This is a genomic window from Ruegeria sp. CH8 (assembly GCF_056536985.1).
The window spans coordinates 102,830-115,346 of the sequence record NZ_JBQFQR010000015.1; the positions used below are offsets into that span (position 1 = coordinate 102,830).

General features: G+C 59.5%; 13 protein-coding genes. 8 read left to right on the top strand and 5 right to left on the bottom strand.

Annotated elements, in window-relative coordinates; genetic code table 11:
- Positions 1-23 precede the first annotated feature (23 nt).
- Positions 24-569, top strand: coding sequence for an HdeD family acid-resistance protein (locus ACR0ER_RS17350; protein ID WP_480770012.1), 546 nt, complete (start codon positions 24-26; stop codon positions 567-569).
- 42 nt (positions 570-611) lie between these two features.
- A complete protein-coding gene (leuD, locus tag ACR0ER_RS17355; protein WP_170334585.1) occupies positions 612-1,217 on the top strand; it encodes a 3-isopropylmalate dehydratase small subunit in 606 nt (201 codons plus the stop codon).
- A gap of 101 nt (positions 1,218-1,318) precedes the next feature.
- On the opposite strand, the gene ACR0ER_RS17360 is transcribed toward leuD, so the two are convergent.
- A complete protein-coding gene (locus ACR0ER_RS17360) occupies positions 1,319-1,702 on the bottom strand; it encodes a hypothetical protein (RefSeq protein WP_480770048.1) in 384 nt (127 codons plus the stop codon).
- On the opposite strand from ACR0ER_RS17360, the gene ACR0ER_RS17365 reads away from it, so the two are divergent.
- Genes ACR0ER_RS17365 through ACR0ER_RS17375 form a run of 3 tightly spaced genes read left to right on the top strand, consistent with a single transcriptional unit; the run spans position 1,629 to position 4,399 of the window.
- Positions 1,629-2,408, top strand: a complete 780-nt coding sequence (locus ACR0ER_RS17365; RefSeq protein ID WP_480770045.1) for a hypothetical protein — start codon at positions 1,629-1,631, stop codon at positions 2,406-2,408. The genes ACR0ER_RS17360 and ACR0ER_RS17365 overlap by 74 nt on opposite strands.
- Positions 2,405-3,448, top strand: coding sequence for an endonuclease/exonuclease/phosphatase family protein (locus ACR0ER_RS17370; RefSeq protein ID WP_480770013.1), 1,044 nt, complete (start codon positions 2,405-2,407; stop codon positions 3,446-3,448). The genes ACR0ER_RS17365 and ACR0ER_RS17370 overlap by 4 nt, the downstream gene beginning before the upstream one ends.
- Before the next feature lie 57 nt (positions 3,449-3,505).
- The gene (locus ACR0ER_RS17375) at positions 3,506-4,399 is read left to right on the top strand and encodes a LysR family transcriptional regulator (protein WP_480770014.1); all 894 of its coding nucleotides are present in this window, start codon (positions 3,506-3,508) and stop codon (positions 4,397-4,399) included.
- Between the two features lie 3 nt (positions 4,400-4,402).
- On the opposite strand, the gene ACR0ER_RS17380 is transcribed toward ACR0ER_RS17375, so the two are convergent.
- Positions 4,403-4,930 (bottom strand): redoxin domain-containing protein, encoded by a 528-nt coding sequence (locus ACR0ER_RS17380; RefSeq protein WP_480770015.1) that lies wholly within the window; start codon positions 4,928-4,930, stop codon positions 4,403-4,405.
- 91 nt (positions 4,931-5,021) lie between these two features.
- On the opposite strand from ACR0ER_RS17380, the gene leuB reads away from it, so the two are divergent.
- Positions 5,022-6,125: a 3-isopropylmalate dehydrogenase gene (gene leuB / locus ACR0ER_RS17385; protein ID WP_170334575.1), complete on the top strand. Its 1,104-nt coding sequence runs from the start codon at positions 5,022-5,024 to the stop codon at positions 6,123-6,125.
- A 59-nt stretch (positions 6,126-6,184) separates the two neighbouring features.
- Here leuB and ACR0ER_RS17390 read toward each other — a convergent pair whose 3' ends face one another.
- Positions 6,185-8,374 carry a transglycosylase domain-containing protein gene (locus ACR0ER_RS17390; protein ID WP_480770016.1) on the bottom strand — a complete coding sequence of 730 codons (2,190 nt, stop codon included), beginning with the start codon at positions 8,372-8,374 and terminating at the stop codon, positions 6,185-6,187.
- 258 nt (positions 8,375-8,632) lie between these two features.
- On the opposite strand from ACR0ER_RS17390, the gene ACR0ER_RS17395 reads away from it, so the two are divergent.
- On the top strand, positions 8,633-8,971 hold the full coding sequence (locus ACR0ER_RS17395) for a P-II family nitrogen regulator (protein WP_170334571.1): 339 nt from the start codon (positions 8,633-8,635) through the stop codon (positions 8,969-8,971).
- Positions 8,972-9,005: 34 nt separating this feature from the next.
- Entirely contained in the window at positions 9,006-10,319 is a 1,314-nt protein-coding gene (locus ACR0ER_RS17400; protein ID WP_480770017.1) for an ammonium transporter, read from the top strand.
- Between the two features lie 129 nt (positions 10,320-10,448).
- On the opposite strand, the gene ACR0ER_RS17405 is transcribed toward ACR0ER_RS17400, so the two are convergent.
- Positions 10,449-11,633, bottom strand: coding sequence for an amino acid aminotransferase (locus ACR0ER_RS17405; protein ID WP_480770018.1), 1,185 nt, complete (start codon positions 11,631-11,633; stop codon positions 10,449-10,451).
- Positions 11,633-12,487 (bottom strand): 3-mercaptopyruvate sulfurtransferase, encoded by an 855-nt coding sequence (sseA, locus tag ACR0ER_RS17410; RefSeq protein WP_480770019.1) that lies wholly within the window; start codon positions 12,485-12,487, stop codon positions 11,633-11,635. The genes ACR0ER_RS17405 and sseA overlap by 1 nt, the downstream gene beginning before the upstream one ends.
- Between the last annotated feature and the right edge of the window lie 30 nt (positions 12,488-12,517).

The following is a 12,517-nucleotide window of genomic DNA, read 5'->3' on the forward strand; positions in this document are numbered from 1 at the left end:
TAGATATTTGAGGGATTGAAGACATGAGTGACTGGATCAAATGGCTCCTGCTGGGGCTGCTGTCGATAGCATTTGGCGTCTTTGCGCTGGGCAATGCCATTGCAGCATCGATTGCGGTGACGGTGGTAACCGGGGTGTTGCTGCTGATCGCGGGCGCATTGCAAGTTGTCGGCGGCTTCACCGTCGAAGGAACCGGCAACAAGATTCTTTCACTCATCATGGGTGTGGTGATGCTGTTTCTGGGTTGGTCCTTTCTGGATCACCCGCTGCAGGGAACCCTGACCCTTGCGACGGTGATGCTGATCCTGTTCATGGCAGGCGGCATCGCGCGGGTCTTTCTGTCGTTCCAGATGCGCGGAACGCAGTTTTTCTGGCCCACGATGATCTCGGGCATCTTGTCGATCATCCTCGCAGGGATCATCTGGACCTATGTAGGAAGCGAACCTCAGGCACTGCTCAGCATTCTGGGGATCTTCCTTGGCATTGAGATGCTGTTCAACGGGTTCGGACTGGTCTTCATGGCGTTCTTCGTCAGGAACGCACCCAAAGACGAAACGAAAGAAGCTTAAACGCGAGGCACGGGCGCGGCCCTACCCCGCAGGAGTGTAGACATGGAAAAGTTTGAAAAAGTCCACGGGGTGGCCGCCCCAATGCCGCTGATCAATATCGACACCGATATGATCATCCCGAAAGTGCACCTGAAGACCATCAAACGGTCCGGCCTTGGCGTCGTGCTGTTTGATGAGATGCGCTATCACGATGACGGGCAGGAGAACGAAGAGTTCGTCCTGAACAAGCCCGCCTATCGCCAAACCGAGATTTTGGTGGCCGGCGACAATTTCGGCTGCGGCTCTTCGCGCGAACACGCGCCATGGGCGATCAAGGATTTCGGCATCAAGGTTGTAATCTCAACCAGCTTTGCCGACATCTTCTTCAACAACTGCTTCAAGAACGGCATCCTGCCGATCGTGGTTGCAGAAGAGCATCACGCAGTCCTTATGGATGACGCGCATAAGGGTGAAAACGCCCGCATGACCGTGCATCTGGAAGATCAGCAGATCACAACTTCGGATGGCGTCGTGATCGAATTCGACATCGACCCGCACCGCAAGCACTGCCTGCTGAACGGTCTGGACGATATCGGCCTGACCATGGAAAAAGACCATCACATCGACAAGTTCGAGGATCACGCCAGCCAGGCCCGTCCGTGGGTGTGATTCTGTTGACGAATCTGTGAAGGCACAACTTTACGGGGTCGCCAAGGCGGCCCCGCTCGCATTTTTGGGGTTGCAATTCAAAAAAACACAACATGTAGGTGTCATATTGATACACACGCCGGATTTGCGTCCAAAATGATGCATTCGCGCACCAGTTGCGCCATCATTTTGCCCGAAATGACGTGTTTTCTGCGCCATGGCTTGAGCGAAATGCCGCTTATCGCCAATGTTGGTGGCAACAGGCAACCCACCAAGTAAAACGTTGGTGATAATGGCATCTGCTGCAACACTCGCGGCAGGCACAAGTTGGAATTGAGGTCGGCGAAGAATCGGCTAATCCAGTTTGAAAGGGTTCGGATAGTGATTGCGCGCACAACAGGGGCGGCGATTCGGGGAATATTGGTCGCACTTATGGTGCTGACCCCCGCGTTGTACTTGCCCGTATCGTCAACGAATGGCACCGAGATTGTTGTCTTTCTCGCCATTCTCGCATTCTTTTTGACCTTTGCCGAATACAACTCAGCCTTTCCCAGCTTTATCGAGTTTCGCGACGCACCGCCTGTGAACCGACTGCGGTTTGTCGGGCTGATGACGATGGTCACGTTCTTGACACTGATCTGCAAAAACGCTTACCTGCCCACCGGTCTGACCTCGACTTTCTACGCGTTGGGTCTTGGTGTCGCCAATGTGGTCGACTTTCCATATTCCCCGGTCCGGTTGGTTGTGTTGATGCTGCCCGCAGATGCCGGCCCATCACTGGTAGAACTTGTGCGAATTGCGGCCAGCGTGGCTTATGTCGCGGCGCTGGTGACCATCGCCAGCTTTGCCTATGCGGTAAAGCTGCGTGGCTGGCCGACGGCCAACGGTGCGTTCAACGTCTGGACCAATCTACCGCTGTTCGACCCCACCAAGGGCGGAGACGTCGTTACCCGTCTGCAACGGGACGGACGGCTGAACATCTCGATCGGGGTGCTGCTGCCCTTTCTGATCCCAGCCCTGATCAAAATTTTAACTGACTATGCCAGCCCGATCTCGCTGAGCAACCCTCAGACTCTGATCTGGACCATGAGCGCCTGGGCCTTCCTGCCTGCCAGTATGATCATGCGCGGCATGGCTACTCTGCGTATCGCCAATCTGATCGTTGAAAAGCGCCGCGCTTATTCTACGACCGAGTCCACGCAAGCTGCATGATCCGCGCCCTACTGCTGCTGCTGGTGCCGGTAATGGCACAGGCGCAGGTGGTACGTATCGCCTCTTATAACACTGAACTCAGCCGCGACGGGCCGGGCCTGCTGCTGCGCGACATAAGACGCGGCGACGCGCAGGTACAGGCTGTTGTCGACGTGCTGGTGGCCGCGCACCCGGATATCGTGACCCTTCAGGGTATCGACTGGGACCTGACCGCTAAGGCCCTGACCGCGTTGACAGATCAGCTGCGCGCCCAAGGTTTGAATTACCCCTATCACTTTGCCGCGCAGCCCAATGCGGGGCTCGAAACCTCTTTGGATCTGAACGGGGACGGACGGACGCATGGCCCAGCGGATGCCCAAGGCTGGGGCAGGTTCACCGGCCAGGGCGGGCTTGCGGTACTGTCGCGATATCCGATTCAACTTGATGGCGTACAGGACTTCACCGACCTGCTGTGGCGCGACCTGCCCGGCGCGCAGTTGCCAGTCACGGACGACGGCCCTTTCCCTTCGGAAGAGGCGCAGAGCATCCAGCGTTTATCCGCCGTGGCTCATTGGATCGTACCAGTGGACACGCCCATCGGCGTACTGGACCTGATGACGTTCCATGCCGCCCCGCCGGTGTTCGACGGCCCCGAAGATCGCAATGGGCTGCGTAACCGCGACGAAATCCGCTTCTGGTCCTCTGTTCTGGACGGTAAGACAGGGCACAGACCAGACGGCCCGTTTGTGATCGCCGGGGATGCCAATCTGGATCCCGAACGCGGCGAGGGACGCAGGGAAGCGATCCGGGAACTGTTATCGGATCCCCGCCTGCAAGACCCCCGTCCTACTGACGTGTCGGGCGCACTGACCACCGTGGAGTGGAAAGCCGTGGGTGAAATGCGGGTGGATTACGTGTTGCCTTCAGCCGACCTGCAAGTCACGGGATCGGGTGTGTTCTGGCCCGCACCGGATACGCCTCTGCGCACAACAGCCGAGCAAGCCAGCAGACACCGGCTGGTCTGGGTCGATGTAACCTCACCAGCCCAGCCAACAAACTGATCCATTCAGTTCACCTGGGGAATTGCCCGAGCAGTCAGAACGTGTATTCATTTCTGAATGGATAAATCTCTCACCCACGCCGATTGGTCCCTGATTCAGAGTTTTCTCGCAGTAGCCGAAACCGGGTCACTGTCGGCTGCGGCCCGGCAGCTGGATCGCAGCCAGCCAACGCTGGGCCGCCAGATTCACGCGCTCGAGGATGAACTGGGCGTCTCCCTGTTTGACCGCCACGCGCGTGGCCTCAAACTAAGCGAAGTGGGCACACAACTCTTGCCGATGGCGCAGCAGATGCACTCGGCCATGACCTCATTCAGTCTGGCGGCGGCGGGTCAGTCTCAGCAACTGGAAGGCTCGGTACGCATCACGGCTTCGGTCTTTGCGTCACATCATCTGCTGCCTCCGATACTCGCGCAGATTCGCGCGTTGGAACCGGCAATCCAGCTTGAACTGGTCGCAACGGACGCCACCGAGAACCTGCTGTACCGCGAGGCTGATATCGCGGTGCGCATGTACCGCCCCGCGCAGATGGATATCATCTCGCGCTATCTGGGGGATGTGAACCTTTGCTTCTGCGCCGCGCAGACTTATCTTGATCGCGCCGGTCGTCCGCAGCGACCCGAGGACCTGTTCGATCACGATCTGGTCGGCTTTGACGCCAATGAACACATTATCAACAGGATGCAGAAACGGGGATGGCCTGCAAGCAAAGACAGCTTTGCCACAAGGTGCGATCTTCAAAGTGCCTATTGGCAGTTGATCCGGGCAGGGTGCGGCATCGGATTTTCACAGATTCAGGTAGCCGAGGCTGACCCGGATGTCGAAGTGTTGGACTTGGATGTCGAGATTGAGCCCCTTCCCGTTTGGCTGGCGGCCCCTCAAGCGATGCGTCAGACCCCGCGCATCCGCCGGGTCTGGGATTTGTTGGCCGAAGGCCTGAAAGCTGCTCTTTAGGCTCTATAGTAGCCCGGTATAGGTGCCACGCGCAGGGTAATTGTTGCCCAGCGTGAATTTCAGACCCCCCGCGATATCTGACATTGCCGGACGGCCAAATGGCGTTGTCTGTTGCCATGCATAATAAAGCGTCCGGTCAGGCACGATGTAAAAATGGCCGGGTTCGGCGAACAGGTCCGGTTCGGCGCTGCCTTCGCGCTTGGTCGAGATGTTCAGGCCCCAATCCTCTCGCGCGGAAGCCAATGGCAGGCTGTGACCGACACGCAGGCGCGATACCCCAGCTTTCTGGGCAGTTTCCGCTGCACGTTCGCCGGTGTCAGTGGTGATCATGATCACTTCAACGCCCAGCGCGGCAAAGTCATCCAGCGTTTCTTCGACCTCGGTCATCTGCTTGATGCAGATTGGGCAGTGCAGTCCGCGATACTGAATCACCAACGTCCCGTTTTCACCCTTGTCGGCGTCCAGATCAAAGTTTCCGCCACCCACAGTTTCGATTTTGAGCGCAGGAGCGGGATTTCCCGGTATCAACATGTGTTTTCCTCGTGATTTGACGGGTTCGTCTCATTGACCCGATGCCGCTCAGACGCTAGGGCGATTGCGACGAAACGCAAGGAGACCCTTCATGTCCAACCCTTCGCTCCTCATCCTGCCCGGAGACGGAATTGGCCCCGAAGTTATGGCCGAAGTGCGCCGCGTAATCGATTGGTTCGGCGAAAAGCGTGGCCTTCACTTTGACGTGAGCGAAGACTTGGTCGGCGGTGCCGCCTATGACGCGCATGGCAAGCCCCTGTCGGATGAAACCATGGCCAAGGCGCAAGAAGTCGACGCGGTCCTGCTGGGCGCCGTGGGTGGCCCGAAATACGACGATCTGGACTTCAGCGTAAAGCCAGAGCGCGGCCTGCTGCGCCTGCGCAAGGAAATGGACCTGTATTCGAACCTGCGCCCGGCCCAGTGCTTTGACGCGCTGGCCGATTTCTCGTCGCTGAAAAAGGATATCGTTGCCGGTCTGGACATCATGATCGTGCGCGAACTGACTTCGGGCGTTTATTTCGGTGAACCGCGTGGCATTTTCGAAGAAGGCAACGAACGCGTTGGCATCAACACCCAGCGTTACACCGAGTCCGAGATCGAACGCGCGGCGCGTTCGGCCTTTGAACTGGCGATGCGCCGGAACAAAAAACTGTGCTCGATGGAAAAGGCCAACGTGATGGAGGCCGGTATCCTGTGGCGCGAGGTCGTGGACCGTGTCGCTCAGGATTACCCCGAGGTTGAAGTGACCCACATGTATGCCGACAACGGCGCGATGCAGCTGGTGCGCGCACCCAAGCAGTTCGACGTTATCGTCACCGATAACCTGTTCGGCGACATCCTGTCGGACTGTGCCGCAATGCTGACCGGTTCGCTGGGCATGTTGCCGTCGGCCAGCCTGGGTGCCCCGATGGCCAATGGTCGCCCCAAGGCGATGTACGAACCGGTTCACGGCTCTGCCCCGGATATCGCCGGTCAGGGCAAGGCAAACCCGATCGCCTGTATCCTCAGCTTCGCCATGGCGCTGCGCTACAGCTTTGATCAGGGCGCCGAGGCCGACCGTCTGGAAGCCGCGATTGAAAAGGTTCTGGCAGATGGCGTCCGCACCGGCGACCTGCTGGCCGAAGAAGGGGTTCAGCCGGTCTCGACCACCGAAATGGGTGACGCGATTCTGGCGGCTCTGGACGAAAGCCTCTGATCAGGTCTGACATTCCAAAGTAAAAGGCGGTGCCCGGTGCACCGCCTTTTTTTGTGGCCTTAATTTCCGAAGATATTGTTCAGCAGGTTGTTGATCGCCTTGTCCAGACCGGTCTGCTGTCTTTGGCGCTGTTGCCGCGGCTGCGCCGTCTGAACCGGCGGATCGGGGGCAAGCATCGGCAATGGCGTGGGCGTCATCCCCTCGGTCACACGCAGCATTGTTTCTTTCCAAATCTCCGCAGGCAAGCCACCGCCGGTGACGCCAGACAGCGGCGTGTTGTCATCATACCCCATCCAGACACCCGTTACGTAATCCGCGGTAAAACCAATAAACCACGCATCCCGCGCCGCCTGAGTGGTGCCGGTCTTGCCCGCCACCTGCCATCCCGGCAGCTTGGCGCGCCCGCCCGTGCCCTCGGACACCACACGTTCCATCATCCAGGTCAGTTGCTTGGCGGCCTTGTCGTTGATCACCCGCTCACCAATGCCCGAGCTTGTCACGATCACCGGAGTTTCATCGCCCAGCAGTTTCAGTTCGGACAGGCCATAAGGCTCCACAGCCGAGCCACCGTTCAGGATACCCGCATAAGCCCCGGTCATCTCGATCAGCGTACTTTCCGATGCGCCCAGCGCCAATGCAGGGCCTTCGGCGAGGTTACTTTCGATACCAAACTCGCTGGCCACCGTGCGTACATTGTCCAGCCCGACAAATTCGGCCACTTTCACGGCAGGGATGTTCAGCGAGTTCTTCAGCGCATCCGCCAGCGTCACCCGCCCGTAAAACTTGTGGGTATAGTTCTTGGGGCACCACTGGCCCGATCCGGGAATGTTGACGCAATAGGGCTCATCCACCACCGTATCCAACGGTGAATGGCCAAGCTCCAGCGCTGTGGCATAGACGAAGGGTTTGAAGGACGATCCCGTCTGCCGCAACGCCTGTGTGGCGCGGTTGAACGCGCCCGACACACGTGTCTTGCGCCCGCCGACCATGGCCCGCACCGCCCCGTCAGCCGACATCACGACAATCGCGGCCTGCGCCTTGGAGCCTTCGCGCACCTTTTCCTGAAAGATGTACTTCAGCGCCTCTTCCGCCGATTTCTGCAGGCGCTGGTCCAGCGTGGTGCGGATCACCACGTCATCCGTGGTATCGGTGCCAAAATAGCTGGGCAGCTCGGTGATCACCCAATCGGCAAAATAACCGCCAGCCCGCGCTGCAGCCGCTTCGGACAACTGCGCCGGGTTGCTGCGGGCATTACTTGCCTGCGACGCCGTCAGATAGCCCTGAGCCTCCATCAAGCCCACCACCAACTGCGCCCGGTCCTGCGAGCGCTGCAGATTATTCGTGGGAGCATAGCGTGTAGGTGCAACCAGCAAACCCGCCAGCATCGCCGCTTGCGATGGAGACACCTCGGCCGCTGAGATACCAAAGTAGCGCTGGCTCGCGGCCTCGAACCCACGAGCGCCCGCGCCCAGGAAGGCGCGGTTCAGATAGATGGTCAGGATCTCGTCCTTGGAGTATTTCACCTCCATCGCCATTGCATAGACCGCTTCCTTGGCCTTCCGCCACAGCGATCCCTGACGGCAATCGGATTCATACGCGGCCTCGGATTCCCACTCGCTGGGCACATACGGCACGCCAAGACACAGCAGCTTGGCGGTTTGTTGCGTAATAGTCGACCCGCCATGGCCCGACAGCGGCCCGCGCCCTTCGCTGAGGTTGATTCGAACCGCACTGGCGACGCCCCGGGGGCTGACACCGAAATGGCGATAGAATCGCTTGTCCTCGGTGGCGACCACGGCGTTTTTCAGATGTGGTGAGACGGTGTCGGCGGTGATCACCCCGCCGAACTGATCCCCGCGCCAGGCAAAGACCTTGCCATCGCGGTCCAGCAACGTGACCGAGCCCCGCGCCCGGCCGTCCAGCAAGGCATCCACGTCGGGCAACGAGGTGTAGACAACCCCTACCGCCAGCGCCAGCAGCATGGCAACCACCGCGCCCACGCGCCACGTAACCCCCCAGATCAGCCGCCAAATCCAGCGGAACAGCCGACGGAAGAACCCGCCGCCTCCGTTTCCACCGGACTTCCGGGGCGTCTTCTTTCGGGTCGTCCTACGGGTCGTCGTCTTGCGCGCGGTCGCCTTCTTTCCAGCGGGCTTTGCAGCCCGCTTGGTCGCCGTGGGTTTACGCCCTTTCGACGGGTATCTCTTGTCCGCGACAAGCGGTGCCTTTCGGCGCCTGGACTCAGTCATGCTCAAACTCTGCCCGGTTATCATTTTGAGGCACCATACCCTGACACAACGGTGAAGTAGAGGTCTGAATTTCCGGAAGCTGCCCTTCCCAAACTGCCTAATTTTTGATCACCTCACGCAATTTGTGCAAAAATTGTGCACCTTGCCACTATTTTCCCCAGCGTTTCGTCGCTCAGACCGTTCCTTACACGGCGCAGGCGCGCTTTTTTCTGCAGGTGCAAACAGGCCGGGCAGACCGGGGAAGCAGAGGGGAAGAACGTGAAACTGATCATTGCGACAATCAAGCCGTTCAAGCTCGAGGAGGTGCGCGAGGCACTGACCGAGGCAGGCGTGCGCGGCATGATGGTGACCGAAATCAAGGGCTTCGGCTCGCAATCCGGTCACACGGAAATTTATCGCGGCGCCGAATACGCCGTGAATTTCGTACCCAAGATCAAGCTCGAGATCGTGGTTCCTGCCGCGATGGTCGACCAGATCGTCGAAACCATCACCAAAACCGCCAAAACCGGCAAGATCGGCGACGGCAAGATTTTCGTTCTCGATGTCGAGCAGGCCCTGCGCGTGCGGACCGGGGAAACGAACGAAGAGGCGCTGTAACGCGCCCCCACTCACTATCATTCGAGGACTGACAATGAACCTGATGAAATCTCTCATCCCTGCTGCCGCGATTGTCGCGCTGCCGCAGATGGGTCTTGCGCAAGAGGCCGCCGCTGGCGAAGCCGCATTGCACACCCAGTATATCTTTACCACGCTGCTGTTCCTGATGGCAGGTTTCCTCGTCTTCTTCATGGCGGCAGGCTTTGCCATGCTGGAAGGCGGCCTGGTGCGTTCCAAGAACGTTGCCATGCAGATGATCAAGAACATCGCGCTGTTTTCCATCGCCGCAATCATGTACTGGCTGGTTGGCTTCAACACGATGTATCCGGGCGACTTCAATGGTTTCTTTGCCATTGGCGGCCCGACCGTGCTTGATGCAGTAGGTGTTGCACCCGCAGACGCCGCGCTGGATTACGCGTCGATCGGTTCTGACTTCTTCTTCCAACTGGTCTTCGTGGCGGCAACCGCGTCCATCGTGTCCGGTGCCGTGGCCGAACGTATCAAACTGTGGCCCTTCCTGATCTTCGTCGTCGTACTGACCGGTATCATGTATCCGATTTCGGGTTCGTGGAAATGGGGCGGCGGCTGGCTGGACGCCATGGGCTTTTCCGACTTCGCCGGCTCGACCGTTGTACACTCGGTCGGTGGCTGGGCTGCTCTGGCAGGTGTCATCATCCTTGGCCCGCGTATCGGCAAGTACACCAAAGAGGGCAAAGTACACCCGATGCCCGGTTCGAACCTGGCACTGGCAACTCTGGGTACGTTCATCCTGTGGCTGGGTTGGTTCGGCTTCAACGGTGGCTCGCAACTGGCGATGGGCACCGTGGGTGATGTATCGGACGTTTCGCGCATCTTTGCCAACACCAACATGGCCGCAGCTTCGGGTGCCATCGCAGCCCTGATCCTGACCCAACTTCTGTACAAGAAGCCTGACCTTACCATGGTCCTGAACGGCGCGCTGGCCGGTCTGGTTTCGATCACTGCCGAACCTCTGGCCCCAACCCTGTTCGGTGCGCTGTGGATCGGTGCTGTGGGCGGTATCATCGTGGTCTTCGCGGTTCCGATGCTGGACAAGTTCAAGATCGACGACGTTGTTGGTGCGATCCCGGTTCACCTGTTCGCAGGCATCTGGGGCACCATCGCCGTGATCTTCTACGGCGAAGCAAACCTGATCACACAGCTGACCGGCATCATCGCATACGGTGTCTTCACCTTTATCGGCGCTCTTGTTCTGTGGATCATCCTGAAAGCCACCCTTGGCATCCGTGTCAGCGAAGAGGACGAAATCAACGGCCTCGACATGGCAGAACTGGGTATGGAAGCCTACCCCGAGTTCTCCAAGGGCTAAGACCTGAAATAACCACTCGAAGGCCGGGCGTTCGCGCCCGGCTTTTTCTATTCGGCGGGGTCTTTTGGACAGGGTCAACAAAAAAGCCGCGCTGTGCTGCGCGGCTTTTGTCATTCGCAGATGGCTGGCTCAGACGCCGACGTCAATAATCGCCTTGGCCAGGATCGGCACGGTGGTTGCGTTCAAACCTGCGATGTTCAGGCGGCTGTCGCCGACCATATAGATGCCGTGATCTGCGCGCAGCTTCTCGACCAGTTCCGGTGCCGCACCTAGACGCGAGAACATGCCGCGGTGTTGGGCGATGAAGCTGAAACGGTCAGATCCGCTCAGGCGCTGCAACTCGTCCGACAGCTGCTGGCGCAGGCCCAGCATCGACAGGCGGACCTCTTCCAACTCGGCCGCCCAGTCGGCGCGCAGGGTGTCGTTGGTCAGGATCGTGGTGACAACCCGTGCGCCATGGTCCGGCGGGAACGAATAGTTCTGGCGGTTCAGAAACGCCAGCGTCGCCTGATTCAGAACCGTTTGCGCCGCATCATCGCTGATCGCCATCAGCAGGCCGGTACGCTCGCGGTATACGCCGAAGTTCTTCGAGCACGACGCTGCGATCAGGCAGCGTTTGACCGACGAGGCCACCAGACGGGTCGCCTGCGCGTCTTCTTCCAGACCGTCACCAAAGCCCTGATAGGCAATGTCGATCATTGCAACGAGGCCCAGCTCGTTGATGATGTTCACGACCTCTTGCCACTGCACCAAGTTCAGGTTGGCGCCGGTGGGGTTGTGGCAGCAGCCGTGCAGCAGCACCACGTCGCCCGCTTTGGCGGTTTTCAGGTCCGCGACCATGCCGTCGAAATCGACGCCTCGGGTCTCGCCGTCGAAGTAACGGTACTGAACCGTCTCTATCCCCAGATAGTTCAGGATAGACAGGTGGTTCGGCCATGTGGGGTTCGACACGAAGACGCGTGCCGACGGGTTGGCCATGCGAATCATCTCGAACGCTTGCCGACACGCGCCGGTGCCGCCGGGGGTCGCCACGGCGGCAATGTTCGCGCGAGGCACCGCGTCGCCAAGAATCAGGCCGATCATTGCATCGGCATAGGCAGGGTCACCAGCCAGACCGGTATAGGCCTTGGTTTCCTGCTCTTCGAGAATGCGTTTTTCGGCGGCCTTAACCGCGCGCATCACGGGCGTCACGCCCTCGGCGTTCTTGTAGACGCCAACACCCAGGTCGATTTTCTGATCACGCGGGTCTTCGCGGTACGCCTGCATCAGCGCTAGGATCTTGTCGGCGGGCTGCGGTTTGAGGTTTTCGAACATCAGTTCTCTCCGGTTGCGACGGGCAGGGTCGGGAAAGCACCCCATTCAGCCCAGGAGCCGTCATAAAGCGAATGATCTTTCTTGCCCAAGCGTTCCAACGCTAGGCTAAGGATCGCAGCGGTCACGCCCGACCCACAAGAGGTGATGGCGGGCTTCGACAGGTCCACGCCTGCGGTCTCGAACACGGCACGGCATTCGTCAGGCGATTTCATCGTGCCGTTTTTGTTCAGCAGAGTGCCAAAGGGCACGTTGCGCGAACCCGGAATATGGCCCGAGCGCAATCCTTCGCGCGGTTCCGCCTCGGCCCCGGCAAACCGGGCTGCCGATCGGGCGTCGATGATCTCGTGATCGGCCAGCTTGGCAGCAGACGACACCTGCGTCACGTCGCGCACCAGATGGTTCTGTACGCGCACCGTCATGTGACGGTCGCGGATAACGGGCGGCAGATCCTCGATCTCGCGGCCCTCGGCCTGCCATTTGGGGAAACCGCCATCCAGAACGGCCACGTATTCCTGCCCCATCAGCCGGAACAGCCACCAGACCCGCGCGGCCGACATCAGACCGGCACCGTCATAGACCACGACCTGATGGCCATCGCCCACACCCATCGCCCGCAGGCGCGACATGAACTTTTCGACCGGAGGCGCCATATGCGGCAGATCAGACCGCCGGTCGGAAATCTCATCAATGTCGAAGAACCGCGCACCGGGAATATGCGCTTCGTCGTATTCCGCCTTGGCGTCGCGTCCCTGCTGCGGCAAATACCACGAACCGTCCAGAATCCGCAGATCCGGGTCCTTGATATGGGCGGCAAGCCATTCGGTTGAAACGAGGGTTTTCGGATCGTCCTGCATCAAAGCCTCCCCTAAGCGAGCTTGTTTTGT

What these genes read in the sequence shown, in the direction of transcription:
- ACR0ER_RS17350 (WP_480770012.1), top strand. Translation starts at nt 24, where the DNA reads ATGAGTGACTGGATCAAATGGCTCCTGCTGGGGCTGCTGTCGATAGCA.
- leuD (WP_170334585.1), top strand. Translation starts at nt 612, where the DNA reads ATGGAAAAGTTTGAAAAAGTCCACGGGGTGGCCGCCCCAATGCCGCTG.
- ACR0ER_RS17365 (WP_480770045.1), top strand. Translation starts at nt 1,629, where the DNA reads ATGGTGCTGACCCCCGCGTTGTACTTGCCCGTATCGTCAACGAATGGC.
- ACR0ER_RS17360 (WP_480770048.1), bottom strand. Translation starts at nt 1,702, where the DNA reads ATGGCGAGAAAGACAACAATCTCGGTGCCATTCGTTGACGATACGGGC.
- ACR0ER_RS17370 (WP_480770013.1), top strand. Translation starts at nt 2,405, where the DNA reads ATGATCCGCGCCCTACTGCTGCTGCTGGTGCCGGTAATGGCACAGGCG.
- ACR0ER_RS17375 (WP_480770014.1), top strand. Translation starts at nt 3,506, where the DNA reads ATGGATAAATCTCTCACCCACGCCGATTGGTCCCTGATTCAGAGTTTT.
- ACR0ER_RS17380 (WP_480770015.1), bottom strand. Translation starts at nt 4,930, where the DNA reads ATGTTGATACCGGGAAATCCCGCTCCTGCGCTCAAAATCGAAACTGTG.
- leuB (WP_170334575.1), top strand. Translation starts at nt 5,022, where the DNA reads ATGTCCAACCCTTCGCTCCTCATCCTGCCCGGAGACGGAATTGGCCCC.
- ACR0ER_RS17390 (WP_480770016.1), bottom strand. Translation starts at nt 8,374, where the DNA reads ATGACTGAGTCCAGGCGCCGAAAGGCACCGCTTGTCGCGGACAAGAGA.
- ACR0ER_RS17400 (WP_480770017.1), top strand. Translation starts at nt 9,006, where the DNA reads ATGAACCTGATGAAATCTCTCATCCCTGCTGCCGCGATTGTCGCGCTG.
- ACR0ER_RS17405 (WP_480770018.1), bottom strand. Translation starts at nt 11,633, where the DNA reads ATGTTCGAAAACCTCAAACCGCAGCCCGCCGACAAGATCCTAGCGCTG.
- sseA (WP_480770019.1), bottom strand. Translation starts at nt 12,487, where the DNA reads ATGCAGGACGATCCGAAAACCCTCGTTTCAACCGAATGGCTTGCCGCC.